Here is a 24,108-nt window from a genome sequence, read left to right on the forward strand (position 1 = left end):
TTCAAATCACCTCACTTCGCGCCCGTCATCAGCATGCGGTGAAACGACCGCACGATCGCCGCGTTCATCGAGTAGTCGCGATTGACCTCGCCGCCCTTGAGCATTTCCTGCTCGATGCTCACTGAGTTACCGGAATGCACCACCTCCCAGCTGTCTTTCTTGGCGGTGGCGCGCGTATCGGTCTCGGTTGCGCTGAGCTGCATGTGCGCCGGCGACGTCATCGCCAGCCTCACCGGCATGCCGTCGAGCACCTTGTTGAACGGTTCGACGTCGCGCGCCTTGAAGCCGGGCGTGTTGGCATTGGCGACATTGGTTGCGATCGTCGACTGGCGTAGCTCGAGCCAGCGCGCCTGTGACGAAGCAAGGTCAAAGAGGTAAAGCGGTCCCACGGCGGCCCAATCCGGCTATTCGGGACGACCATAGGTAGGCAAGCTTTTCCCAGGCTGGCGCGTCGAACGTTGTCCTAAGAGAATGCATGACTGACGGTCAGAGGCTGGTTCACGTGTCAAACAGCTGCTCGGTGTCATCACCCGCGCATGCGGGTGATCCAGTATTCCAGAGACGGCAGTGCTTGAACCGAGAGGCCTCGGCGTACTGGATCGCCCGGTCGAGCCGGGCGATGACAGGTGCGGGTGAGGACGCAGCTGTGCATTTCTCGCGACATGACGCCGCCAAGACCGTCACCCTGATCTACTGAACCCGCTCGGCACGCGGCGATTGCCGCGACTGCAGGAAGTAGATGATTTCGGCGACGGGCCGGAAGAACTCGCTCGGGATCACCTGGTCGACCTGCACCGCCTCATAGAGTGCGCGCGCCAGCGCCTTGTTCTCGATGATCGGGATGTTGTTCTCTTCGGCAACGGCGCGGATCTTCAGCGCGATGGCGTCCATGCCCTTGGCGAGCACCAGCGGCGCCGGATTCTCGTCGCGCTGGTAGCGCAGTGCCACCGCAAAGTGAGTCGGGTTCGCGATCACCAGCGACGCCTTCGAGGCGGCGGCGATCATGCGCCGGCGCGAGCGGTCGCGCGCCAAGGAGCGCAGCCGCGCCTTGATCAGCGGATCGCCTTCCGCCTGCTTGTGCTCGTCCTTGATCTCCTGCTTGGTCATGCGCAGCTCGCGCCGCCAGTGGAAGCGCGCCCAGGCGAGGTCGACCGCAACCAGCACGATCGTGGTGATGCAGATCGCCGAGACGACCCGCATCGCAATCGTCAGGATCATCTCCGGCAGCGCCACCGGATCGGTGAACATCGCCTCGAACGCCCGCGCCTCGGAGGAATGCAGCACGAAGCCGACCACGAGGCTGACCGAGACCAGCTTGAACACCGATTTGGCGAACTCGACCAGCCCCTGGGCGCCGAAGATCCGGCTCCAGCCCTGCGCGGGCGAGATCCGCGAGAAATTCGGCTGGATGCGGTCGAGCACCAGCCGCGGCGCGTTCTGCAGCAGCGATGCCGCAAGCCCGAACGCGATCAGGACGACGAGCAGCGGAACCATGAAGCGCCCCGCCTCGAGCCCAATCACCGTCAACAGGTTCTGCGCATCTGCTGCCGTGCTCAGACGAAAGCCGTCGGGATCGTCGAGCAGGCTCTTCAAGCTCGGCACCAGGCGCTGCGCGCCCTGGCCGATCAGGAACGACAGGATCACCATCAACGCCGCCATCGAGGCGAAGGTGGACGCCTCCCGAGAGACCGGAATCTTGCCCTGTTCGAGCGCATCGCGGATCTTCTTCTCGGTCGGCTGTTCTGTCTTGCTCTCCTGATCGGATGCTTCTGCCATGCGGGGTCAGCGGTCAGCGAAAGACCAGCTCATCCTCCTGCTCGGGATTGAGCTCGATTTCGCCGCGCTCAGCGAGCTCGAGCGCGAGATCGGTGATCACGCGCCGCGCCTCCAGCACGTCGCGCTGGTTCGAGGGCTCGCCGACTGCCAGCTCGTGATCGACGACACGCCTGACGCGCGACGCCACCGAGGACAGGATCAGCTCGCGGAAGGCCTTGTCGGTGCCCTTCAGCGCGACGACGATGCGGTCGGTCGGCACCTGGTCGAAGATCATGGTGCGCGCCTTCGGCGTCAGGTTGACGACGTCGTCGAAGGTGAACAGCAGCTCCTTCAGCACCTCCGCCGACTTCGGCCGCTTCTCCGACAGGCTCTTGAGGATGTCCTCGATATGACCGCGCTCCATCTTGTTGATGATGTCGGCTACGCGCGCATAGGTATCGGCGCCGAGATTGCGGGCGAAATTCAGCGTCAGGTCCTCGTGCAGCGTCTTCTCGACGATCCGCATCGCATCGTCGACGATCGGCTTCAGGCTGAGCACGCGCCGCATCAGCTCGTTGCGCAGGCTGGAGGGCAGCTGGCTCATCACCTTGGCGGCGCAGGTCGGCTTGACCTTGGAGAGGATCAGCGCCGCGGTCTGCGGGTGTTCCTTGGAGAGATAGCTCGCCAGCGAGTTTTCCGACACCGACGAGACGCGATCCCACACCGAGCGGCTGGAATTGCCGAGCAGATCCGACATGATCTGCGAGACCTGCTCGGGCGGCAACACGTCGCCGAGTACGGCCTCGAGCCCGCCGAGGCTGCCGAGAATGTTGGCGCCCATCGAGAATTGCTGGGCAAATTCCTCGACGATCGCCTCGAGCTCCTGCGCCGTGATCGGCCGCAGCTCGGCCGCGGCCTTGGTGACGATGCGGATTTCCTGCGGCTCGAACTGCGCCAGCACGCTCGCGGCCGCCTGCCGACCCATGGCCAGCAGCAGCGCCGCGACCTTTTCCGTCCCGCCCAGCGGCGCGATACCGCGCGGCTTGGCCGGAGCGATGCCTTGAGCTGCCGCCACGGTCAGACTTCACCTTGACCGAGCGGCCCGACGATTTCCGTCAGGGAGACGCCGAACCGGGAATTGTCCTCTTCGACCACTACGACCTCGCCGCGCGCGACGATCCGGCCGTTGACCACGACGTCGACGGGTTCGCCAACCCGATGATCGAGCGGCACCACCGCGCCGCGGCCGAGCTTCATCAGATTGGCCACCGGAATGGTCGCAGAACCCAGCACCACCTGCATGGTGACGGGAATCCGCATGATCGCATCGACGTTGGCAAACTTGCCGGTCTCTTCGGCGGTTCGGGCCGCGATCTCCGCCAGCCGCTCCAGCGGCGACGTGTCGATGTGCGGCTCGCCGGTCACGCCAGCCCGGCTGGCAGAGGGCTCGTAGTCGAAAGGTTGCGTCATCTTGATGTTGCCTCTTGGTCATTCCCCTTCCAGGGGCACGGCCCTGGATCATCTCCGTGCCCGTGCGCTACCGTCGGATGACGGCCCGAGACAGGCGCAAGCCCTTAGCCTTACGGCCTTTCCGTATCGACGCTGCCGGTCGCCGGCAGCGGCTGCGGCCGCCGCGCGTCGAGCGCCGCGATCGCCTCGTGAGCCTGGTCGATCTTGGCGCCCAGCACGTTGGCGAGCCGCCCGAGATTGGCGGTGGATTCGCGCGCCGCGGTGATGACGGTGTCGAAGGCCCCCGCCGTCTCGTTGACGACGGTCGAGAACTCGCCGTGATAGCTGCGCAGCCGCGCCAGCTCGCGGTGCATCCTGGTCACCCGCAGGCTGGTGAAGGCGAGCGCGATCAGCAGCACGGCATCAACGAGATAGGATATCATCGACAAACTCCCGCTTCTGATCGACGGGATCCGCCACCTGCATGGCGTAATAGCCATCAAGCTGGCCGATCTGGCACCAGAACAGCACCTGGTTGTTGCTCTCGAGCCGCGCCAGCGTGCGCGGCGTGGCGTCGAGCTCGAGCACCTGTCCGACGTGGAATTTCGCGACGTCGTCGAGGGTGATCATCCGCTCGTCGAGCACCGCATTCAGCGTCACCTCGGTGCGCTGAACCTCGCTCTCCATCTGCTCGCGCCAGTTCGGATCGGCCGCCCGGCCGTCGCTGACCACGACATGGGCGAGCTTCTGGCGCAGCGGATTGAGCACCGAATGCGGGATAATCAGGAACATCTGGCCGCCGCGGTACAGCGCCTGCAGCATGATGTTGGCGCAGATCGACATGTTGCCGCTGCGGCCGATCGCCAGCGACGCCATCGCGGTCTCGACCCGTTCGAGCCGGAAGGTGACGTCGGCGGTGGCGGCGAAGGCAGATTGCAGCGCCTTGGCGAATCGCTCGAACAGCACATGCACCAGACGCAGCTCGATGTTGGAGAACGCCCGCTCGACGTCGATCGGCGGCTCCGCGCCGTCGGAGCCGAACAGCGCCTCGACCATCGTGAACACGAAGTCGCGATCGAGCATGATGAGGACCCGGGCGTCCCACTGCTCGGCATAGAGCACCGCGGCCAGCGCGTTGCCCTCATACTCTTTGATGATATCGCCGACGCGGCCGTTGCTGATGCCGCTGACCGAGAAGTAGCACGGCGTGCCCGCCATCGGTTGCAGACTGTCGGTGCACGATGCTGCCATGCGATCGAAGATCACATTGAGCATCGGCATGCGTTCGATCGAAATACCCGCCGCATCGAGCAGGTAATTCGGCAGGCGCTTCTGCTGCGTCTCGGTGCCGAGCTCGTCCATCATCATGCCCGCGCAACCTTCGGTTCGACCTCGGCGACGGCGGCCTTGCCCGGTCCGGCGATGGTCTCGTTCTCGACGACGTCGATCGAGGGCCGCTCGGTGCCGGCAATCATCTTGCGGCCGTGCTCGACGGCGATCTGCGGCATCGCGCCGTTCATGAACGCCAGCAGGGTCTGCTTGACGATGATGTAGGGCCGGCAGCGCTTCTCGCGCGTCATCTTAATCTTGATCGCGAATGGCGAGATGATGCCGTAGGACAGGAAGATGCCGGCGAAGGTGCCGACCAGCGCCGCACCGATGAAGCCGCCGAGCAGCTTGGGCGACTGATCGAGCGCGCCCATCGCCTTGATGACGCCGAGCACCGCGGCGACGATGCCGAGCGCCGGCAGCGCCTCCGCCACGATCACCAGGGCGTGGTAGGGCGCGAGCTTGCTCTTCACGATGGTGTGGATTTCCTCATCCATCAGCGCCTCGATCTCATGGGTGCGGGCATTGCCCATGATGATCAGGCGGACATAGTCACAGATGAAATGCAGCAGGGCGGGGTCGGCCAGCACGCTGGGAAAGCTCTTGAAGATTTCCGAGTTCGAGGGATCGTCGATATGCGCTTCGACCTCGTTGCGGCCCTTGCCGCGCAACTCGCGCATCAGGGCATGCAGCGCCCCGAGCAAATCGAGGTAATAGCGCTCGCCGGGGACCGCGCCGGTCACTGCCTGCACCGACGCGAGCCCGGTATCCATCACCACTTTCCAGGGGTTGGCCACGATGAAGGTGCCCACCGCGGTACCCAGGATGATCACGAACTCCCAGGGCTGCATCAGCACGCCAAGGTGCCCGCCCATGGCGGCAAAGCCGCCGAGCAACGCCGCAACCGTGATCAAGATGCCCACGAAACTGCCCAACGCGCCGCTCCATCGCCGATCCCATCGACGATCTCTATTCGGCGACGCTTGCGCGAAGCTGGCTTCACGCCGCGCCAGCCCCGCGCAAGCTATCGGGCGCAGCTTGGCGCCACGTCGCAATAGCCGGCGAGGGCTCTCATGCTGTCCACGATCGCGGATTACACCAGAATATCGAACAACATGACCCGGTCGCTCTCGCTCACCGCGAAGAAGCCGGATGTCAGCCGCGAGACCACGTACTACCTGGCCAACATCGGCAAGGTCACCAGCATCGACGACTTCCTGAACAACTACCGCCTCTTCTCTTACGCGATGAAGGCCTACGGGCTGAGCGACATGACCTACGCCAAGGCGTTCATGCGCAAGGTGCTGACCGAGGGCGTCACGAACACCAACAGCTTTGCCAATAAGCTGTCGGACCCGCGCTACCGGGAATTCGCCAAGGCATTCAATTTCGCCGCGCTCGGCCCCAAGGCGACCCAGACTACCGCGGCTCAGACCGGTACCGCGACCAACTATGTCCAGCAGGTGATGGAGCAGGACGCCGGCGACCAGAACGAGGGCGTGCGCCTCGCACTCTATTTCACCCGCAAGGCGTCCTCGATCACGAGCCCCTACCAGATCCTCGCGGACAAGGCGCTGACCCAGGTGGTGCAGACCGCGCTCGGCCTGTCGCCGAACGTCAGCGCGGCCGATATCGACAAGCAGGCCGCGATGCTCTCCAAGATGATCAACATCGCGGACTTCAAGGACCCGGCCAAGGTCGCCAAGTTCGCGCAGCGCTTTGCCGCGATGTGGGACGCGAGCCAGGCCGCCGACGGTACCGGCAACAACCCGTACAGCTCTGCGCTGATCCTGATCGGCGGCCAGACGACGTCGGGGATGGACACCGACCTGCTGTCAAAGCTGCAATCCCTCCGGTTCGGAAGATAGCACCATGCAATCGGCTCTCTATGTCGGTCTGTCGGCCCAGGTCGCGCTGGAAAAGCGCCTGCAGACGATCGCCAACAACGTCGCCAACGTCAACACGGCCGCCTTCCGCACCGACGTGGTGAAGTTCGAGACCGTGCTGTCGCGTGCCGGTGCCAATCCCGTGGCGTTCTCCTCGCCGGGCGACAACATCATCTCGCGCGAGGCTGGCACGGTGACCCAGACCGGGAACCCGCTCGATGTCGCGGTGGCCGGACAGGGCTGGCTCGCCTTCGCCGGCCCCAACGGCACGGTCTATACCCGCGACGGCCGGCTGCAGATCGCGCCCAACGGCGACCTGCAGACTGTGACCGGCTTTCCCGTCGTCGATTCCGGCGGCGCCCAGATCACGCTCGACCCGAACGGCGGGCCGATCTCGATCGCGCGCAACGGCGCGATCACCCAGGATCGCGCCGAGGTCGGCACGATCGGCCTGTTCACGATCCCCGCCGACGCCAATCTCGAGCGCTACGGCAATTCCGGCGTCGTGCCCGATCGCGCCGCCACCGCCGTGACCGATTTCACCCGCGACGGTTTCCGGCAGAGCTATGTGGAGGGATCGGGCGCCAATCCGATGCTCGAACTGACCCGGCTGATCTCGGCGTCGCGCGCCTTCGACGGCACCAATTCGATGGTAGAGGGCACCGAGAGCTCGCTGCAGGATGCGATCCGCACGCTGGGTGAGCCCGCGAAATAAATCTCGCTGCGAACGCGGGGAATTCTCTTGAACGCGCTACGGCAACTGGAATGGGCGCTGCAGGAACTGCAGCAGAACACGCCGCTGGCAAGCGTCAGCGGCGCCATTTCGGAGATCGCGCCGACGCATTTCCGGATCTCGGGCCTGTCGCGCTTCGTGCGCCTCGGCGAGTTGATCGGCGTCAATTCGGCTGATCGCACCCAGATCGGCGAAGTGGTCCGCATCGACAGCGACGGCGTCGTCGCAAAGCCGTTCGACCGGCAATTTGCCGGCGGACTGGGCTCGGTCGCCTTCCGGATGCCGCCGCTGACCTTCGCGCCGGACCCGAGCTGGAAAGGCCGTGTCATCAACGCGCTCGGCGCGCCGCTGGACGGACAGGGCCCGCTGGTGCCGGGATCGCGCGCCGTCTCGGCCGAGGCGGAGCCGCCGCCGGCCATGAAGCGGGCGCGCGTTCACAAGCCGCTGCGCAGCGGCGTGCGCGTGATCGATCTGTTCGCGCCGATTTGCGCCGGCCAGCGCGTCGGCGTCTTTGCTGGCTCCGGCGTCGGCAAATCGACCTTGCTGGCGATGCTCGCCAAGAGCCAAGGTTTCGACACCGTGGTGCTGGCGCTGGTCGGCGAACGCGGCCGCGAGGTGCGGGAGTTCATCGAGGACGTGCTCGGCCATAACCGCGCCCGCGCCGTCACCATCGTCTCGACCGGTGACGAAAGCCCGATGATGCGGCGGCTGGCGCCGAAGACCGCGATGGCGGTCGCCGAATATTTTCGCGACCGCGGCGAATCAGTGCTGCTGGTGGTCGACTCGATCACCCGATTCGCTCATGCCTCCCGTGAGGTGGCATTGGCCGCCGGCGAGCCCGCGGTCGCGCGCGGCTACGCCCCGACCGTGTTCACCGATCTGCCGCGCCTGCTTGAGCGGGCCGGGCCCGGCGAGGAAGGATCGGGGACGATCACCGGCATTTTTTCCGTGCTGGTCGATGGCGATGACCACAATGATCCGGTCGCCGACACGATTCGCAGCACGCTCGACGGACATATCGTGCTCAGCCGGCACATTGCCGACCAGGCGCGCTATCCGGCGGTCGACGTTCTTGCCTCGGTCTCACGCCTGGCGCATTGCGTCTGGGATCCCGAGGAACGCGAGCTGGTGAGCAAGCTGCGCGCCATGATCGCCAAATATGAAGACACCAGCGATCTTCGTCTGATGGGCGGCTATCAGTCCGGGCGCGATTCGGCGCTCGACCAGTCGGTCGAGATTGTGCCGAAGATCTACGCCGCGATGAGGCAGAACGCCTCGGCTCCGCCCAGCACCGACCCATTCCGCGAGCTGCGCGACGCGATGAAGGCCGACTGACGCGGCGATCCGGCGAATCACTTTCCCGGAACAGCAGCTGGACTCGTTGGTGAGCGCCGGCGCAATACACCTTGTCCGCGCATTCCTGCAAAATTCTCCATTTCGATTGTCGATCGCGCTGGTTGCCAACTTCGTTGATGCACGTTTTCCGTCAGCGCGCTGCATCAATGATAGGCAGCGACTTGCGTGCATTAGAACTGTCACATACTTCGGTATAGTCGTTTGACGAAGAGTTTTGTGACAAGAGCAGGCCATACGACTTGAACGCTGTGTACTACTCTTGCGTTCAAACCTTTCCAGGTGCGTCTTTACTTGCTTTTCTTGGGAAGCTGATTCATCGTTCGGCGTAACTCAGAAAACGTTTACTTGAGACTTGGACTTAGGGGCTTCAGTTGAAGAGTTCGGATCCATCGTCCGGCGGTGAGGATCACTGCGGCTCCCGTTCAATACCCTTGCGATCGGCGCGCGATCAGCGGCAAAGCTCTTTGCGCCGCTCGCAAGGTTTCGCCGGCAGTCGCGCTTACCTCGAGCTGTGCGCCAACCATGGCCTGTCGCGGCATCGGGACGCCGCGCAGCAGATTGCGGCGAGGTAGGTCATGGCCTTGACGCGCGAAGCAGTCGAACTGCTGGTTCAGGCCGCGAGAGCCTGGTACTTCGAAGGCGATCAACACGGGCTGCGCGATCGCGAATGGATGGCGCTGCGCTTCCTCGGGCGCGCCAACCGATTTTCGCGGACACCAACCGCGCTGGCAGGCTTCATCGGCGCCACCAAGGCCACCGCCTCGCAGATCGTGAAGACGCTCGAGAACAAATCCTATCTGGTCAGAAAGCCGTCACACGAAGACAAGCGCTCGGTGGTGCTCTGCGTGACGCCGCAGGGCGAAAAATGCCTGAGCCAGCATGATCCGATCAATCATGTGCTGAATGCAGTGACGGCGCTCGGCAATGACGATTGCGTCCGGCTGCACGATTCCCTCACGCGGGTGCTCAATCATCTCGACGCGGCGCATCAGCGACTCAATGCCAGCACCTGCCGCGACTGCATGTTCCTCGCCGAACGCGGCCCGGCACCCGGCAGGGGCCGCACCGCCGAATTCGTCTGCCGGCTCTACCGCGCCCCGATCGCGCTCGAAGAGACCGAACTCCTATGCACCAGCTTCGAGCGCACCCGCGATCGCCCGAAGATCGACGAGCAGCCCGAGCGCCTGCGCGTCGTCAGCCAGGCGTAGATTGAGCCGCGCAGCGCATACGAAAAAGCCCGCCGAGAGGCGGGCTTTCTCATCTCACCGGTCGAGAGATTTGGTTGCGGGGAGGCGCAACCATCTCAAATTACTACTTGAGGCAACGGCCTGAAGCACGGACTGGTTGACCTTCACACGGGAGAGGTCCAAGTACTGGCATACGAGACGCTCCGCACGATCGAGCTGTATCACAACAGAAAATTTCCGACCGGTAACAAGGACGCTCTCAAGCGCGAGAAGCCGCATCACTAAGCTTCGCGCGAACATCGCAACACGGTTACCACGCAGGCTTGGTGCAACTGAGCCGGAGAGAGCAATCTGGCTAGGTGAGATTCCCAGACGCGGCATCTCATTCACTGCCATTGCCCGCAAATGGCAGGTAGCTATCTGGATAGCTTTTCCTACCCACTCGCTAAAATTCGTGTCACCGTGAAATGTGCTTCGACCGGTCTTCCGGCCTTGCCGTTGATCGGCAGGATGTCCTGCGGACAGGCTGAGAAGGCGATCACCAGGTCCATCTCGGCGCGCAGGCATACATAGCCGCCGGGCACCGGCCGTGGCGGCGCCGCAAAGCCGAGTGTCCCCTCCGCGCTCCAGGGAATATTCATGAAGAGATTGAGTGGGCTTGGGACCTCCGGCGGCACGAGGCCGAGCTCCGCCATTCCGGCAAACAGATTGTCGGTGCAATTGTCGTGGTGGCCTTCGACACCGAGGAAGCTGTAACGATAGCGATCGCAGGCCGCGATCAGCGTGTCATGCACGCCGCCCGATGTGTCTTCAGTCATGGTCAGGATCGGCCGGCGCTTGTTGGTGCGCAGGATGTCGCCGGGTTTCGGCACCAGATGAGGCGTATGAGCCCGGGTGTGCTCGTTCGACATGAATTCGGCGAGATCGCCGCGGTTGAAGGCCCAGGTGTCAACGACCTGCTCGCCATGGGTGTTGATGACGGTGATGGTCTGCCCGGCGGCGACGAAGGCAGCCTTGCCGCGGCGCGCCGGAATTTCGATGCGCGTCTCCATGACACCGGTCCTCACGCTTTGAAGGCGATCAAGTCGATCTCGATGATCCCTCCGCGCGCCAGGTCGGTCACACCGACCGTGGTCCGTCCGGGCCGGCGATCTTCGTCAAAGTATGTCGAGAAGATCGCGTTCATGGCGGCGTAGTCGCGCTTGAAATCGGTCAGGTAGATGCGGACGAAAACGACATTGGCGAAGGTCAGCCCACAGCCCTTGAGCACGCGCGCCAGATTGTCCATCACCTTGCGGGTCTGCGCCTCGATGCCCGGCGGAATCGGAAGGGCGTCATCATCGGGATCGGTGGCAAGCTGTCCCGTCACGAACACAAACGGTCCGGCCTCGACGGCGTGGCTATAGGGCGCAACCGGCTTCGGCGCATCGGGCAAAAGATGGAAAATCGGATCCATGGCATTCCTCCTTGATCAAGCTTCAGCATCCGCCGTTCGCGGCGTGTCCTGCGTAGCGCTGGATGAATTGGCGCGCACGCTCGGTTTCGGGACTGGAGAAGAACGGCTCGGGCGCGGCCGTCTCGACCACCCGCCCTCGGTCGAGGAACAGGATCCGCGTCGCCGCATCGCGCGCAAATCCCATCTCGTGGGTCACCACCACCATCGTCCTGCCCTCACGGGCGAGCTCGCGCATCACCACAAGCACCTCGCCGACAAGCTCGGGATCGAGCGCGCTGGTCGGCTCGTCGAACAGGAGAAGATCGGGCCGCATCGCGAGCGCACGTGCGATTCCGACGCGCTGCTTCTGTCCTCCGGACAATTTTGCCGGAAACGAATCGCGCTTGTCGCCAAGTCCGACCTTCGCGAGCAGTTCCAGCGCCTCGTCCCGCACCTCGGACCTCGGCCGCTTCTGCACCTGCACCGGCGCCTCCATCAGGTTTTGCAGCACCGTGAGGTGGGGCCAGAGCGCGAAATGCTGAAACACCATGCCGATCCGGGTCCTGATCCGCGACAGCTCGCGGTCGTTCATGACCAGCCCGGCTCCATTGACGCCGATTTGCGCGCCGTTCAGATAGATCTGGCCGGCGTCGGGCCGCTCGAGCCAATTGATGCAGCGGAGCAGCGTCGATTTCCCCGAGCCGGATGGACCGAGCACGCAGACCGTCTCGCCTTTCGCGACCTGAAAGCTGATGTCCGAGAGCACCTCGAGCGCGCCAAAGCGCTTCGATACCCCGGCCACGTCGAGAACCCTGCTCGCCACTGTCATCTCGGATACCTAGCGTCTCGCCGCGGCCAGGCGGTCGATGGAGCCGACGCCCGCCTCGATCACAAGGCACAGGCCCCAATAGAGAAACACCGCGGTGATGAAGGCCGCGAACGGCACATAATGCCGAGACTGGATCGAGCTTGCGGCGTGGGTCAGCTCCGGCAGGGCGATGATGGTCAGGAATGCGCTGTCCTTGATGATCTGGATCATCTGGTTGCCGATCACGGGCCCGGCGGCAAGCAGCAGCGGCGGAAGCACGATGCGGCGGAACAGCGCGACGTTGGTAAAGCCGAATGCGACCCCGGCCTCGATCGGCTCGCGCGGCTGTGCCATCCAGGCACCGCGCAATATCTCGGCCATATAGGCGGCGTTGTAGATCGTCAGGGCGACGAGACCGGAGGTCCAGTTGTCCAGCCTGATTCCGAGCGACGGCAGCCCGTAATACACGATATAGGCGAACAGCAGGAACGGGACGCAGCGCATGCCGTCGACAAAGCCGTGCGCGACGCCGGCAAGCCAGCGCTGCTTCGACATCAAGGCCGGCGTCAGGACGAATCCGATCAGGAGCGCGGCCGCAGCCGACAGAACCGACAGGACCGTGGTGTTGCCGAGCCCACTCAGCAGCAGGGCGCGTTCGCTCCATACAACGCCGAAATCGTGGATCATGCGGCCGCCTCGGCCATCAGCTGGCGCCGCTCGATCCAGCGCTGCAGCGAGACAAGCGCAAACACGATCGGCGCATAGAGCGCCACCGCGACCAGGAACGGCGGCAGCGGATCGTAGGTCTCGGCGCCGATCCGCACCGCCGCCCGCGTGATGTCGACGACGCCCACCACCGCCAGCACCGGCGTCACCTTGATCAAGAGCGACATCTCGTTGACGAGGCCGGGCAGGCTCGCGCGCGCGATCTGCGGCAACACGATGCGGCGAAAGCGCAGTGCAGCGGTCATGCCGACCGACTGCGCGGCCTCATATTGATCTCTGGGGAAATTCATCAGCGACGCGCGCCAGACCTCGCAGTTGAACGCCGCCGTATTCATCACCAGCGCGAGGATGGCGGCCGAGATCGGTCCGATCGCGATCCCGATATTGGGGAGCGCGAAGAACAACAGAAGCAGCAGGGTCACGAGCGGGGTTGCGCGCAGGATGCTGACATAGACGGCGACGATGCGCGCAATGACCGGCACGTCGGCCCAGCGCAGCACCGCGAGGCCCAGCCCGATCGGCAGACCGATCAGGATGCCGACGAGCGACAATGTCACTGTCACCACGGCACCCCCAAGCATGGCCAATATGTCGCCACCGGTCATGACCGATCAACCGCGCCCGAAACGTCAGAACTCGGGCTGAAACGAAACCGGCAGATCGGGGAACGATTGTCCGAACCACTTCTTCTGCAGTTCGGCGAACCGGCCGTTCTCCTTCTCCTTGGCGATGAAGCCGTTCAGGAATTCGAGCAGCTCGGTGTTGCCCTTGGCCACCGCCCAAGCCGGGAACGATTTTCCGGACACGGCCTGTCCCAGTTCGAAGACGCCTGGCTTCTCGGTGACCAGGGTCTGCAGATTGATGATCGTGTTGACGACATAGTCGACGCGGCCGAGCGCCAGATCCTGATAAGCTTCCGGATATGACGTATATTCGACGACCTTGCCGAGCTTGCCGCCCTCCTTCTCCAGCAACGTTCCGAGTTCAGGCAACCGCGCCAGCAGGGCGCTGCCCGCCTGGACACCCACCGTCTTGCCGTTGAGGTCCTTGATCGCAGCGATGCTCTTGTCGTCCTTGCGCTTGACATAATAGTGCGTGGCGTCGGCGATCGGGCTCGTGAAATCGAGCGATTGCTTGCGCTCCTTGGTGATGATCGCGGCGGTAATGGCCACATCGTATTTGCCGGTGCTCACGCCGGCGAGGATGCCGGTCCAGGGCAGGATTTGCTGCTTGATCTCGAATGGGGCGGACTTGCGCAGGTCCTCGATCAGTTCGTTGTCGAAGCCGGTCGGCTTGCCGTCCTTTACAAACTCGAAGGGACGGAAATCATCCTCGGTCGCGACGATCAATCCGCGCTTCTTGATCTCGTCGAGGCTGCCGGCCTGGGCACTCCCGGCAAGCAGGGGTATGACAGTGAGCGCGGCCAGGAGGCTCAGCGTCAGGCGTCCCGAGATCGAATTGACGCGAGCAAGCGAACAGGTCGTCATCATGAGTCTCCCTTTCGTTGGCTTATCATTCAAAGATCAGTCCAAGCTAAATCCGTGGGCACGCAGATAGGGCGGAAACGCCGCACCTTCAGCCTTTGCTGCCTGACGCGCCTTGTCTTCCGACCAGCCGTAGAAGGCAGCTTCGCCGAACTCGGCGTTGGCGCGCTGCTGCTCCTTCGGGATCGCGTGCAGCGCGTCTCGTCTCCGGTCGTAATCGTCAATAGCGGCCGCGAGCCCGCTATCGTCATAGCTGTCGCTATGCGCCGTCACGCCACGCGGCAACCGCAGGCTCACATGGCCCTCAGCTTGCGGATAGCCGAGACAGAGCCCGGCGACGGGAAAGACGAGGTTGGGCAGGCCGAGGATGCCGGCGACGCCGTCGATCTCGTTGCGGAGCACGCTGATTGGGCAGACCCCGAGGCCGACTGATTCAGCCGACAGGATCATGGTCTGCATGGCGAGCGCCGCGTCGATGCTGGCGTTGAAGAGGCCTTCCAGCGTTCCGTTCTCGACAGGCTTGCCGCGCATCTCGCCGATGCGTTGCAAGCGCCTGGCGTCGCCTAAGAAGACGAAGAAGACCGGCGCGATCCCGATCCACGGCATCGCAGGAAACAGCTTGCCGATGGCGGCGCGCTTCTCAGGATCGCGCACGCGCAGGATCGAGGCCTGCTGGAAATCGGATTTCGCCGAGGCACTGAGGGCGCAGGCGACGAGCAGGTCAAGCAGCGCCTCGGCCGGCATCCTGTCGCTGTAGCGCCGCACGGTTTTCCGCGACAAGACGCGGCAAATCAGATCACTCTCTTCGGCCCCCGCACCCGAAGGGCCACCATCACCAAAACGCCGTGCAACCGCCTCCGAACAGGCCGACATCAGCTGGTCCTCCCGGTAGATCTGCGGATGATCGCTGGGCGCGGCCGCGATGCGGTGACGGCCAGTGTTGCCGGTTGTGGTTCGAGACAGTCCATCGCCAACTCCACACTGGCCTTCCAAAACCCCGGAATTGGTATCGACCGGAGTTGCCACGTCTGGCTGTCCCGGGATTTCGTCCGACCAACTCAACGTCTGGAGAATTGGAGCAAGGGACATGCCAGATGGGTCCCTGCGCGTCCGGCGACAGCGTGCGCGGGCTTTCCAGCCAAATCGTCCTGCGAAACACAGGGACAATAAGATGAATCGCTCGCCGCGGTCGATTTTGACCAATCAGGAATGCGAAGCATGCTTCGTAATTATCCGCATGCAGTCTCGTCGGCGCGGCCTCGCCAAGGTCCGCACTGCCGCTTTTGAGGCAGATTGCACAGATAATAGCCGCGCGACCACGACGGAGATCGGATCAATCAACTGCATCTGAAGCACCGGCAGTTCCCGAGTGCGCCGCCACGATCCTCTGCATCATGACGACGAAGCGCTTCTGGTCCGCCTTGCCGAGACCGGCCACGGTTTCCAGATGGGCCGCTCTCGCCGATCTCTCCATCTTGCGCAGCAACGCGGCGCCGGCTGAGGTCAAGCGGCAGAGCTGCGACCGACGATCATGGCGTGCGGTTGCGCGATCAACAAAGCCACGCGATTGCAGCCGCTTAAGCGCTCCCGTGGTCGTCGTGCGATCCAGCGCGATGTCAGCAGCCAAGGTCGTCTGATCGGCGGTTCCGCGCTTCGCGAGCGCGGTGAGGAGGCTGTACTGCAGCGGCGTGATCTCGAACGCTGCACACCTTTCCTGGAACAAGGCGACGTGGATCTGATGCAGCCGCCGGATCAGGTAACCCGGCCGCTCCTCGAGCGGCCACAGGCCTTTGGTCTTTCCGCTTCTTGCTGCCATCCGGTTCGTTCCTCGGCGCGGTGCTGTGCCGCCTGCATGAATTTGAAGCTGTCTATGCCACGGAAACTGGTGTAAGAAAATACGAAGTATACTTCGCAATTACATGGCGGCGGACGCCGCTGACGGGAGAGGAGATCGGCGATGTCGGTGAGCACCAGCTTCGACCTGCTTCTGCGCGGCGGCCGCGTCATCGATCCCGCCTCCGGCCTCGATGGCGTGAAGGACGTCGCCATCCGCGACGGCAAGATCGCCGCGGTGCAATCGGATATCCTGCCGAGCAGCGCGCGGGAAATCGTCGACGTGAGCGGTATGATCGTGCTGCCGGGACTGATCGACACCCACGCCCATGTCTATCAGTATGTCACCGGCCGTTTCGGGATGAACGCCGACATGGTCGGCGTGCAGTCCGGCGTCACCACGCTGGTCGACCAGGGCGGCCCCTCCTGCATGACCCTCCCCGGCTTTCGTCACTTCATTGCCGAGAAATCGTCATCGCGCACCTACGCCTTCCTCTCGGCCTATCTCGTCGGTGGACTGGAAGGACATTATTATCCGAACCTCTACCGGCCCGACTGCGTCGATATCGACGCCACCGTGAAGGCCGCGACCGCGAACCGCGACCTCGTCCGCGGCATCAAAGCCCATGCCGAGATCGGCGGCTTCGCGCGTTGGGGCATCCGCGTCATCGAGATGGCGGCGGAGATCGGGCGCCGCGCCGATCTCCCGGTCTACGTACATTTCGGACAATTGTGGGGCCTGCCGGAGAGCGGCACCAACGGCGAGAATGTCGACACTATCCTGGAGCGTGTGATCCCGCTGCTGCGTTCCGGCGACATTCTGGCGCATCCCTTCACGCGGCACCCCGGCGGCTTCGTCAATCGAGAGGGCGACGTGCATCCGGTGATCCAGGCCGCACTCGACCGCGGGCTGCGCGTCGATGTCGGCCACGGCAGCCACTTCTCCTACCGCCTCGCGCGCAAGGCGATTGCCTCCGGGATCGTGCCGACCACGCTTGGTGCCGACATTCACGGCTACAACACCCATGTGCCGGCACCGGCCGGCACACCCGAAGAGCACGCCGACGACGAGAACCATCCTTTCGCCGGCCAGGCGAAATTCAGCCTGGTGCAGGCGATGAGTTCGATGATGGCGCTCGGCCTCACCTTGGAGCAGGTGGTCCCGATGGTGACTTCGAATCCGGCCGAGATGCTCGGCCTTTCCGGTCGGATTGGTGCGCTCAAGCCCGGCATGGAGGCCGATGTGAGCGTGCTCGCCGAGAAGCCGGGCCGCCATGTCCTGCGCGACAATGAGAAGACCGAAGTGGTCGCCGACCGGCTGTTGCAGCCGGTGTTCTGCCTGCGCGCCGGCGTCCGCCACGACGCTGTCGCGCCCATCCTTCCGCAGGCCGTGGCGGCCTGACCGCTTCATGCCGGCTCAAGCAGGGGCGAGCAAGAATGTCTGACGTCGAGTGCGTTTCCGCTTCGGGCGTGACCGCTGGCGGCGGTCAGGGCGTCGGTGCGCGATTGCCGCGCAAGGAGGACGACCGCTTCCTGCGCGGGCGCGGACAGTATGTGGCCGATATCCGCATTGCCGGGCTGAAGGACGTCGCGTTCGTTCGCAGTCCGCTGGCACATGCGCACATCAAGGCCATTCACGTGCCGGAGCGGTTTTCCGATGTCGTGTTCACGGCAGCCGATCTCACCGGCGTCGCACCGATCCGCGCCGTGTCCGGGCTGCCGGGATTCAAGAGCTCGGAACAGCCGGTGCTCGCGACCGGAAAAGTTCGGCATGTTGGTGAGCTCGTCGCCATGTGCGTGGCGCCGACAAGGGCAGAAGCTGAAGATATCGCGGCCTGCGTCGGGCTCGAGCTCGAACCGCTGCCCGCCGTGCACGACATGTGCAAGGCGCGCGAGGCCGGAACCGCACTGGTTCACGAGCATTGGGGCGACAATGTCTTCCTCGAAACCCTGTTCGAGGTCGACATCGCCCCTGCGCTCGACGCCCCCATCAAGGTGACGCGTGAAATATCGACGGCACGGCAATGCATGTCCCCGCTCGAGGGACGCGGCGTGGTCGCAAGCTTCGATCACCGCCTCGACCAGCTCACGCTCTACACCGGCGCGCAGATGCCGCATATCGTGCGCAACGGCCTGTCGGATTGTCTCGGCATCGAGCAAGGACGCATCCGCATCGTTTCACCCGATATCGGTGGCGGATTCGGGCACAAGGGAATCCTGCTGCCCGAGGAAGTATGCCTGGCATGGCTTGCGATGCAAAAGGGCCTTGCCGTCCGCTGGATCGAGGATCGACGCGAGCACTTGACCGCCAGCGCCAACTGCCGCGAACACCACTACAACATCACCGTCTATGCCGACCGCGACGGCACCTTGTGCGGCATCGATTGCGAGGCGATCGTCGATTCCGGGGCCTATTCCTCCTATCCCTTCTCGGCCTGTCTGGAAGCTGCGCAAGTCGCGAGTATCCTGCCCGGGCCTTATCGCATGCCTGCCTATCGCTGCCGGACATATTCGGTCGCAACCAACAAGTGCCCGATCCTGCCTTATCGCGGTGTGGCCCGAACCGGGGTCTGCTTCGCGCTGGAGTTGATGCTCGACGCGGTGGCAAGAGAAGCAGGGCTCGAGCCCGCGGAAGTGCGGCTGCGTAATCTGGTCCGGCCTGAGCAAATGCCGTTCGACAACATCACCAGGAAGCACTTCGACAGCGGCGATTATCCCCAAGCCATCAGGCGCGCCGTTGCGACGATCGACGTCGCCTCGTGGCGCGAGCGCCAGCGTCTCAAGGAGGTCGACGGGCGGCTGATCGGCCTGGGTCTTTCGGTCTATTGCGAGCAGGCCGCGCACGGCACCTCCGTCTATGCCGGTTGGGGCATTCCGATGGTGCCAGGTCATGAACAGGCCACCGCGCGCATGACGCCGGATGGCGGGCTGGAGATCCGGGTCGGCGTGCATTCGCACGGCCAGGGCCTCGAGACCACTCTGGCGCAGGTCGCGCACGAAATTCTCGGTATCGACACCGCCAAAGTGCGGGTGATCCACGGCGACACCGCACTGACCCCCTATTCGACCGGGACGTGGGGCTCGCGCGCGATGGTGATGGCAGGCGGCGCGGTTGGGACGGCCTGCGCGGAAATCGCCGAGCGTGCGAAGCGCATCGGCGCCAAGCTCCTGCAGCTTGATCCCGCCTCAGTCTCGCTGTGCGACGGCCGCGTGTGCGGACCGAACAGCAGCATCGCGCTTTCCGAGATCGCGCATACCTGGTACCGCCGGCCGCAAGACCTGCCGCCCGACGTCGATCCGGCAGGCCTGGAGTCCACCAGCGGCTACAAGCCGCGCCGCGACAGCGGCACTTTTAGCTATGCCGTGCATGCCGTCGCCGTTGCGGTAGACCCCGATCTCGGCGAAGTCGAGTTGCTCGACTACGTCATCGTCGAGGACGGCGGCGTGCTGGTCAATCCGATGATCGTCGACGGCCAGATCTTTGGCGGCCTCGCACAAGGCATCGGCACTGCGCTCTACGAGGAAATGCCGTTCGACGGTGCAGGCCAGCCGCTTGCGACAACGCTTGCGGATTACCTGCTCCCTGGGCCGACGGAAGTCCCGGCGCCGCGGCTCGATCACATGGAGACCCCCTCGCCTTACACCATGTTCGGCGTCAAGGGCATCGGTGAAGGCGGCGCCATCGCGCCGCCGGCTGCGATCGCCAATGCCGTCAACGATGCGTTGCGGCCGCTCGGCGTCGAGCTTCTGCACTCGCCGATCTCGCCGCGGCGGATCGTGGAAGCCGTTCTCGCGGCACGCGAGGCGGAAAGACCGGCCGCATGAAGGCAGCTCCCTTTGCCTACGAACGTCCTGCCGACCTGAAGGCGGCAATCGCGCTCATGGCGGAGGCAGGCGAATCGACGAAAATCATGGCGGGCGGCCAGTCGCTCGGCCCAATGCTGAACCTCCGCCTTGTCCAGCCCGAGTTGATCATCGACATCTCGGGGCTTGCCGAGCTGAAACAGGCGGAGCGCCGCGGCGACGAACTCGTGATCGGCGCCTGCGTGACCCACGGCGACATCGAGGACGGGCGTATCCCCGACGTCACGCGCGGCGCCATGCAGCGGGTGGCCAGCGCCATCGCCTACCGCGCCGTGCGCAACCGCGGCACGATCGGCGGCTCGCTCAGTCATGCCGATCCGGCCGCGGACTGGGTTTCGGCCCTTCCCGCTCTTGGCGCAAAGGTAACGCTGCGCAGCGCACACGGTGTCCGCGACCTTGCCGTCGAGGATTTCATCGCCGGCGCGCTGGAATCGGTGCTGCAGGCGGGTGAGATCGTCGAGGCCGTGCGCGTGCCTGTGATGCGCGCTTCGGCCCGCTGGGGTTACGTCAAGGCCTGCCGCAAGCCGGGCGAGTTTGCGCATGCGATCGCCGCCGTGATGATCGATCCGGAGCTGGGTACAACGCGTGTAGTGATCGGCGCCGTCGAGGCCGCACCGATCTTCCTTGTCGACGCAGCGGAGCTGTTCGGCGGCCGCATCACCCACAATTTCAGGCAACAGTTCGACGCCCACGCTGCAGATGCGCTCCTGGCTCAGGCCGGGATGACGAGCCCTGCCGACCGCCACATCCATGTCACGGTGCTGCGCCGGGCGATCGACGAGGCGGCGGCGTGACGACAATCGACATCAACGTCAATGCGCGTACCGTGAAGGCATCCGTCGCACCGCGCACGCATCTCGCCGACTTCCTGCGTGACCATCTCGACCTCACCGGCACGCATCTCGGCTGCGAGCATGGTGTCTGCGGGGCGTGTACGCTGCTGATCGACGACATGCCGGCACGGTCCTGCATCACCTTTGTAGCCGCCTGCGCCGGCGCTCGCATCACCACAATCGAAGGCCTCGACAGGGATGAGATCGCAGCCGAACTTCGCGCTGCATTCACCCGCGAGCACGCTTTGCAATGCGGCTATTGCACGCCGGGGATGCTGATCTCGGCGCGCGATCTCGTGCTGCGCCTCGAAGCCGCCGACGACCACGCGATCCGCGTTGGCTTGAGCGGCAATCTCTGCCGCTGCACCGGCTATGTCGGGATCGTCCGCGCCGTGCACTCGGTCATTGAGGACAGACGCAAGCGCGGCATCCGGCCTGTGCCGGGTGCGGGCCGCGAGCAACTTGGACCTGTGGGATCCGGCAATGGCGCAGCCATCGGAGGTCCGGCGACGATCCGACCGGCGGCCGCTGTCGAGCCGAAAGAAGGCCCGAGCCGCAAAGTAGCAATTCCGGAGTTCGCGCCTGACAGGACTTTCGAGGAGAGTTTCACCATCGCCGCCCCCATCGGGGAAGTATTTGCGATGTTCGGCGACATCAAGCGGGTTGCAGCCTGCCTTCGCGGCGTTTCGCTGACCGGTACCCCGACGGCGGAGCATGTCGAGGGCCAGATTCGCGTCAAGCTCGGTCCGATTTCCGCGACCTTCCGCGGCGCCGCCAGGATCGCGCGCGATCCCGATACGATGTCGGGCCGGATCGTCGGAACCGGTGACGACCAGCGCAGCCGGTCCTCGACCTCAGGCGAAATCCGCTACCGCCTCGCTGCCATCGATGCCGGGGCCGCAACCCGCGTCGAACTATCGATCGGCTACAGCCTGCGAGGCATCTTGGCCCAGATCGCGCGCGACGGATTGGTACGGAACCTCGCGGCCCGCCTGACCGCGGACTTTGCTCGCAATCTGGAGCAACAGCTTTCAGGCACGACCAGACGCGAGACCGCGCAGCCAATCGACGGTCTTGCCTTCCTGCTCCACCAATTGTGGAGATTTGCAAAGGGGATCGGTCAGCGGACTTGGCATCGCTGACGATGGTGGCATCGTAGGGCGCTGCGCCAGAGAATAGGGCCGCTCACAATCCTGCTCCCCTGGCTTGGCGATCGGTTTGCGGCGGCAAGGAGATGTTTCATGACTGGGACGAACCACTCCAATCAAGCGCGTGACGACGAGCGCTTTCTCAGACATTCGTTCACGATCGCGCGCCGGGCGGTCAGCCATGGCAATCATCCGTTCGGGGCCGTTCTCGTCGATCGGAACGGCAGCCTCCTGCTCGAGGCCGAGAACGGCTTCATGCCGTCGCGCGACGGCACGGCCCATGCCGAGCGACTGCTGGCGACCGTGGCATGTACGACGCTGTCCCCCGAAGTGCTGGCGGCCGCGACGCTCTATTCATCCGCCGAGCCCTGCGCAATGTGCGCCGGCGCAATCTATTGGGCAGGCATCGGCCGCGTGGTCTACGGACTGGGCGAGCAGCGGCTGCGCGAACTGACCGGCAATCACCCCGACAATCCGACGCTCGACCTGCCGTGTCGCAACGTGTTCGACAGCGGTCAACGCAAGACCGAGGTTGTCGGCCCGTTGCTTGAAGAGGAAGCCGCGATCGTGCACGAGGGCGCCTGGACCCGATAGTCGCGCAGCGGCTCCGGCGGCCAGAACCCCGCCGTGCGGGAACGTGAAAGTGGCGCCGCGGTGTGTCGCGGCGCCACCGGGGATCCACCGACGGAACGGGTCAGGTGGATCAGAACTTCACCGAGATACCGGAATAGAGCGATTCCTCGGTGCAGGAATTGTTGCTGACGCCCGGCGCGACATTACAGACAACGCTCTTGGCGTGGTCGAGGCCGAACTTGTTCTGCCAATAGCGATAGGCGACCCAGACGTCCACGAAGTGCGAGTACTTCGGTCCCCAGAACGCCTTGCTCGCGTCGAAGGTCAAACGGATCGGCTCGGAGTTGAGCTCCACCGCGGTGCTGATGTTGGTGACCGGATTGAACGCCATCGGTTCGTTCTCGGTACCCTTCTTGCCGTACCAGCCGGCGCGGCCACTGATCGAGAAATACTGCATGTTCTCGGGCAGGAAGCCGAGATCCATGTAGTAGTTCACTTCGACGGCCCAGGTCGGCTTGAATTTGGTATTGCCGTCGCTGATGCAGGTCACGCCAGCCACACCCGGCCCGAACAGACCGCACTGGTCGAACGCGTTGTGATTGGCGAACTCGTAGTACATCAACGGCGCCACGTTGATGTAACCCTTATAGGGAAGGTTGAACTCGAACTGCAGACCGGCGACGACGTCACGCTTGGCGGGCGCGAGGAAGTTGTTCTCCGTGTTGGCGTCCATGCCGACTTCGAACGAGATATTGTTCAGCGGTCCCATGCTGAACGCCTTCGTGTTGAAGATCTGGTTCCAGCCGAAGGTGGATCGGAACAGGCCATAAATTTCGGTGGCGCCGGCGCAGGTTGCTGGAGCTCCGGTGATGGTTACACCGACATTCGAACACGGCGATGCCGGGTCGTTGTGGTCCGACTTGTACATCGAGATCGTGAAGAAGTTCTGGCCGTAGGCCCAGATGTCGAAGTGCGTGAACGAATAGACCTGCTTGGCGGTCTTTCCATCGATGCTGCCGTCAGGACGGACGGAAAATACGCCCGGATCGGTGCCGGAGAAAATGTAGGAGTAGGTCACGCGATTGTCGACGACCAAGAAAAAGGGCAAGTCGGCGGGCGGCTTGGGCGGCTTGGGCGCCTTGACCGGCAGATCAGCGGCGCTCGCGAGATTGGCGGCCGGTACCAACCCCAATGACAAGACAGCGGCCGACAAGGTTCGGCGAATGTTGAACATCGTGAAAGACCCCCAGAGTGAAGCGCAAGGAGTTCGTTGCTTCCGCAACAGCGTTGCGCAGCTTCGGGGCGAACGGGAAGCCTGAAGTTTTTCCACGTGCTGACGCGCGTTTGATCAACAGCCTCCGCGAGATCGGCCGAGCCCGACCGGTTTTGTCAGCGTCGATCGTTGCGAAATTCGGTTTCGATGAAATTCAGAAATTTTCGAATTATGCCCATCATTGCTCGATTTCCGCGACATTTCCGCGCACCGCGGAGGGCGCTGCCTGGCGTGCGTAAAATCCGCAGGAATCGCGCAATTGCGCCCTGCTCAACTTCGCGTCATCGCTGACTACCCCAATTCGAATTGGAATCGACAGTTGCAGTTCTGCAACAACGCATACCGCACTGAATGGTGGCCCGAACGACCAACGCCCTGCAAATCTACGGAAAAGGCTCAATCCTGCCGAAGGCTTAAGCAAGCAATGGCGCTTTTT

26 protein-coding genes are annotated in these 24,108 nt (G+C 64.0%); 10 read left to right on the top strand and 16 right to left on the bottom strand.

Annotated features, from left to right (window positions below; genetic code table 11):
• Nucleotides 1-11 precede the first annotated feature (11 nt).
• The 7 genes from flgB to motA form a co-directional block, all read right to left on the bottom strand.
• Nucleotides 12-389 carry a flagellar basal body rod protein FlgB gene (gene flgB, locus CI41S_RS06190; protein WP_139857847.1) on the bottom strand — a complete coding sequence of 126 codons (378 nt, stop codon included), beginning with the start codon at nt 387-389 and terminating at the stop codon, nt 12-14.
• Nucleotides 390-690: 301 nt separating this feature from the next.
• A complete protein-coding gene (flhB, locus tag CI41S_RS06195) occupies nt 691-1,776 on the bottom strand; it encodes a flagellar biosynthesis protein FlhB (protein WP_139486653.1) in 1,086 nt (361 codons plus the stop codon).
• A 13-nt stretch (nt 1,777-1,789) separates the two neighbouring features.
• Entirely contained in the window at nt 1,790-2,830 is a 1,041-nt protein-coding gene (locus CI41S_RS06200; protein WP_139857848.1) for a flagellar motor switch protein FliG, read from the bottom strand.
• Between the two features lie 2 nt (nt 2,831-2,832).
• Entirely contained in the window at nt 2,833-3,225 is a 393-nt protein-coding gene (fliN, locus tag CI41S_RS06205; protein WP_139486655.1) for a flagellar motor switch protein FliN, read from the bottom strand.
• 110 nt (nt 3,226-3,335) lie between these two features.
• The gene (locus CI41S_RS06210) at nt 3,336-3,647 is read right to left on the bottom strand and encodes a hypothetical protein (RefSeq protein ID WP_139857849.1); all 312 of its coding nucleotides are present in this window, start codon (nt 3,645-3,647) and stop codon (nt 3,336-3,338) included.
• Nucleotides 3,628-4,566: a flagellar motor switch protein FliM gene (locus CI41S_RS06215; protein ID WP_372482721.1), complete on the bottom strand. Its 939-nt coding sequence runs from the start codon at nt 4,564-4,566 to the stop codon at nt 3,628-3,630. Before CI41S_RS06215 ends, CI41S_RS06210 begins: the two co-directional genes overlap by 20 nt.
• Before the next feature lie 2 nt (nt 4,567-4,568).
• Nucleotides 4,569-5,468: a flagellar motor stator protein MotA gene (gene motA / locus CI41S_RS06220; RefSeq protein WP_139857850.1), complete on the bottom strand. Its 900-nt coding sequence runs from the start codon at nt 5,466-5,468 to the stop codon at nt 4,569-4,571.
• A 138-nt stretch (nt 5,469-5,606) separates the two neighbouring features.
• Here motA and CI41S_RS06225 point away from each other — a divergent pair, with 138 nt between their 5' ends.
• The 4 genes from CI41S_RS06225 (at nt 5,607) to CI41S_RS06240 (ending at nt 9,716) form a co-directional block, all read left to right on the top strand.
• Entirely contained in the window at nt 5,607-6,401 is a 795-nt protein-coding gene (locus tag CI41S_RS06225) for a DUF1217 domain-containing protein (RefSeq protein WP_139857851.1), read from the top strand.
• Nucleotides 6,402-6,405: 4 nt separating this feature from the next.
• On the top strand, nt 6,406-7,134 hold the full coding sequence (gene flgF, locus CI41S_RS06230) for a flagellar basal-body rod protein FlgF (RefSeq protein WP_139486660.1): 729 nt from the start codon (nt 6,406-6,408) through the stop codon (nt 7,132-7,134).
• Between the two features lie 27 nt (nt 7,135-7,161).
• Nucleotides 7,162-8,487, top strand: a complete 1,326-nt coding sequence (fliI, locus tag CI41S_RS06235; protein ID WP_139857852.1) for a flagellar protein export ATPase FliI — start codon at nt 7,162-7,164, stop codon at nt 8,485-8,487.
• A 596-nt stretch (nt 8,488-9,083) separates the two neighbouring features.
• Complete coding sequence (locus CI41S_RS06240) at nt 9,084-9,716, top strand: MarR family winged helix-turn-helix transcriptional regulator (protein WP_139857853.1); 633 nt, start codon at nt 9,084-9,086, stop codon at nt 9,714-9,716.
• 413 nt (nt 9,717-10,129) lie between these two features.
• On the opposite strand, the gene CI41S_RS06245 is transcribed toward CI41S_RS06240, so the two are convergent.
• From CI41S_RS06245 to CI41S_RS06280, 8 genes are all read right to left on the bottom strand, one after another.
• Entirely contained in the window at nt 10,130-10,747 is a 618-nt protein-coding gene (locus CI41S_RS06245; RefSeq protein ID WP_139857854.1) for a DUF1989 domain-containing protein, read from the bottom strand.
• An 11-nt stretch (nt 10,748-10,758) separates the two neighbouring features.
• The gene (locus CI41S_RS06250) at nt 10,759-11,151 is read right to left on the bottom strand and encodes a RidA family protein (RefSeq protein WP_139857855.1); all 393 of its coding nucleotides are present in this window, start codon (nt 11,149-11,151) and stop codon (nt 10,759-10,761) included.
• Between the two features lie 22 nt (nt 11,152-11,173).
• Nucleotides 11,174-11,959 (bottom strand): amino acid ABC transporter ATP-binding protein, encoded by a 786-nt coding sequence (locus CI41S_RS06255; RefSeq protein ID WP_139857856.1) that lies wholly within the window; start codon nt 11,957-11,959, stop codon nt 11,174-11,176.
• Between the two features lie 9 nt (nt 11,960-11,968).
• Nucleotides 11,969-12,625 (bottom strand): amino acid ABC transporter permease, encoded by a 657-nt coding sequence (locus CI41S_RS06260; protein WP_139486666.1) that lies wholly within the window; start codon nt 12,623-12,625, stop codon nt 11,969-11,971.
• Complete coding sequence (locus CI41S_RS06265) at nt 12,622-13,269, bottom strand: amino acid ABC transporter permease (protein WP_139857857.1); 648 nt, start codon at nt 13,267-13,269, stop codon at nt 12,622-12,624. Before CI41S_RS06265 ends, CI41S_RS06260 begins: the two co-directional genes overlap by 4 nt.
• 24 nt (nt 13,270-13,293) lie before the next feature.
• Nucleotides 13,294-14,151, bottom strand: coding sequence for a transporter substrate-binding domain-containing protein (locus tag CI41S_RS06270; RefSeq protein WP_139857858.1), 858 nt, complete (start codon nt 14,149-14,151; stop codon nt 13,294-13,296).
• A gap of 36 nt (nt 14,152-14,187) precedes the next feature.
• Nucleotides 14,188-15,174 (bottom strand): nitroreductase family protein, encoded by a 987-nt coding sequence (locus tag CI41S_RS06275; protein ID WP_244626416.1) that lies wholly within the window; start codon nt 15,172-15,174, stop codon nt 14,188-14,190.
• Between the two features lie 307 nt (nt 15,175-15,481).
• Nucleotides 15,482-15,964 (bottom strand): MarR family winged helix-turn-helix transcriptional regulator, encoded by a 483-nt coding sequence (locus CI41S_RS06280; RefSeq protein ID WP_139857859.1) that lies wholly within the window; start codon nt 15,962-15,964, stop codon nt 15,482-15,484.
• Between the two features lie 141 nt (nt 15,965-16,105).
• Between CI41S_RS06280 and CI41S_RS06285 the strand changes: the two genes are divergently transcribed.
• From CI41S_RS06285 to CI41S_RS06305, 5 genes are all read left to right on the top strand, one after another.
• Nucleotides 16,106-17,383 (top strand): amidohydrolase/deacetylase family metallohydrolase, encoded by a 1,278-nt coding sequence (locus CI41S_RS06285; RefSeq protein WP_139857860.1) that lies wholly within the window; start codon nt 16,106-16,108, stop codon nt 17,381-17,383.
• Nucleotides 17,384-17,418: 35 nt separating this feature from the next.
• Nucleotides 17,419-19,806, top strand: a complete 2,388-nt coding sequence (locus CI41S_RS06290; RefSeq protein WP_139857861.1) for a xanthine dehydrogenase family protein molybdopterin-binding subunit — start codon at nt 17,419-17,421, stop codon at nt 19,804-19,806.
• On the top strand, nt 19,803-20,639 hold the full coding sequence (locus CI41S_RS06295; protein WP_139857862.1) for an FAD binding domain-containing protein: 837 nt from the start codon (nt 19,803-19,805) through the stop codon (nt 20,637-20,639). Before CI41S_RS06290 ends, CI41S_RS06295 begins: the two co-directional genes overlap by 4 nt.
• Complete coding sequence (locus tag CI41S_RS06300; protein WP_139857863.1) at nt 20,636-21,820, top strand: xanthine dehydrogenase family Fe-S subunit; 1,185 nt, start codon at nt 20,636-20,638, stop codon at nt 21,818-21,820. Before CI41S_RS06295 ends, CI41S_RS06300 begins: the two co-directional genes overlap by 4 nt.
• Nucleotides 21,821-21,919: 99 nt before the next feature.
• Nucleotides 21,920-22,420 (top strand): nucleoside deaminase, encoded by a 501-nt coding sequence (locus CI41S_RS06305; protein WP_139857864.1) that lies wholly within the window; start codon nt 21,920-21,922, stop codon nt 22,418-22,420.
• Nucleotides 22,421-22,529: 109 nt separating this feature from the next.
• On the opposite strand, the gene CI41S_RS06310 is transcribed toward CI41S_RS06305, so the two are convergent.
• Complete coding sequence (locus CI41S_RS06310) at nt 22,530-23,477, bottom strand: hypothetical protein (protein WP_430649999.1); 948 nt, start codon at nt 23,475-23,477, stop codon at nt 22,530-22,532.
• Between the two features lie 4 nt (nt 23,478-23,481).
• On the opposite strand from CI41S_RS06310, the gene CI41S_RS44155 reads away from it, so the two are divergent.
• A complete protein-coding gene (locus CI41S_RS44155) occupies nt 23,482-23,718 on the top strand; it encodes a hypothetical protein (protein ID WP_244626449.1) in 237 nt (78 codons plus the stop codon).
• Nucleotides 23,719-24,108 lie beyond the last annotated feature (390 nt).

The sequence above is a fragment of the Bradyrhizobium ivorense genome (assembly GCF_900696085.1).
In the GTDB taxonomy this organism is placed as follows: Bacteria; Pseudomonadota; Alphaproteobacteria; order Rhizobiales; family Xanthobacteraceae; genus Bradyrhizobium; species Bradyrhizobium ivorense.